Here is a 1,331-nt window from a genome sequence, read left to right on the forward strand (position 1 = left end):
GGCCCGGAAGGGTCGGCGGCGGGATCGCCGGCCGGTGCGGCCGGTTCGGCGGCCCCCACCAGGCAGACGGCGCCCTCGTACCAGACGTGCCACAGCGGGCGGGCCGGCCCCTGCGGGCCGCGCACCCACACCAGCGCGGACTTCTTCGCTGACTCCTCGATGAGTGCCCGGTCGAACAGCGGCTGCGCGGCGGTCTCGGTCATGGGCACAGACCCTACCGGCAGGCGTGTCCCGCAGCGTGGACCGTCAGTACCACGCAACCGGTACGAGCCTTACTCTGAGAGGGCAGTCGATCCCCGCGTCCCACGTCCCGCTGAGGAGTTCCACGTGCCCGCCGCCGAGCAGCGTGCCCCCCGTCCGGAGCCGATGTCCGTGGCCGCCCGGCCCGGCAAGGGGATCGACCTCTTCCTGCTCGCGGTCGCCATCTCCGGCATCTCGCTGTCCGCCCCGCTGATCGCCGCGACGGCGGCCCCCGCGCTGGCCATCGCGTTCTGGCGGAACGCGATGGCCGTCGGGGTGCTGGCGCCCGTCGCGCTGCTGCGGCACCGTGCGGAACTGCGCGGACTGGGCCGCCGCAGCTGGGTGCTGGCCGGCGCCGCCGACGCGCTGCTGGCCCTGCACTTCGCGCTCTGGCTGCCCAGCCTGCACATGACCTCGGTGGCCTCCTCCACGGCGCTCGTCACCACCACACCGATCTGGACCACGGTGCTGCTGCGGATGCGCGGGCACCGGCCGCCGCCCTTGGTGTGGACGGGCATCGGCATCGCCTTTCTCGGCGTGCTGCTGCTCACCGGCGTGGACCTCTCGCTCTCGCCGCGGGCACTCGCCGGTGACGCCCTGGCGCTGGCCGGCGGCATGGCGGCGGCCGGGTACGTGCTGCTGGGCGCTGAGGTGCGGCGCACGGTGTCCACCACGTCGTACACCTTCGTCTGCTACACCACGACGGCCGTGCTGCTGCTCGTCGCCTGCCTGGTCAGCGGCGCCGATCTGGGCGGCGGCTACAGCGCGGACACCTGGCTGAAGCTCGCGGTGCTGACCGTCACGGCCCAACTGCTCGGCCACTCGCTGCTCAACCGGGTGGTGCGCGGGCTCGGCCCGTCCGTCACCTCCACCGCGATCCTGCTGGAGACCCCGGGGGCGGCCCTGATCGCGGCGCTGTGGCTCGGCCAGACACCGCCGGTGGTGGCCTACCCGGCGCTGGCCGTCATCATGGTCGGCCTGCTGGTGGTGCTGCGCGGCTCCGGTCGGGCGGACGAGGTCCAGCCCGCCGTCCCCGTCCCCACCCCCGCCCAGTCCCCGGCCCCCGCCCGCACCGAGCACTGACCGGCCCG

At 74.7% G+C, this 1,331-nt stretch carries 1 protein-coding gene and 1 pseudogene; one reads left to right on the forward strand and one right to left on the reverse strand.

What is annotated here, in order from left to right; all coding sequences use genetic code 11:
* A pseudogene (locus tag ACYVE9_RS27145) lies at positions 1 to 203 on the reverse strand (hypothetical protein); the annotation flags it as partial.
* Positions 204 to 366: 163 nt separating this feature from the next.
* Here ACYVE9_RS27145 and ACYVE9_RS27150 point away from each other — a divergent pair.
* Positions 367 to 1,323 carry a DMT family transporter gene (locus tag ACYVE9_RS27150; protein ID WP_461030538.1) on the forward strand — a complete coding sequence of 319 codons (957 nt, stop codon included), beginning with the start codon at positions 367 to 369 and terminating at the stop codon, positions 1,321 to 1,323.
* Positions 1,324 to 1,331 lie beyond the last annotated feature (8 nt).

The organism is Streptomyces sparsus (assembly GCF_054776295.1).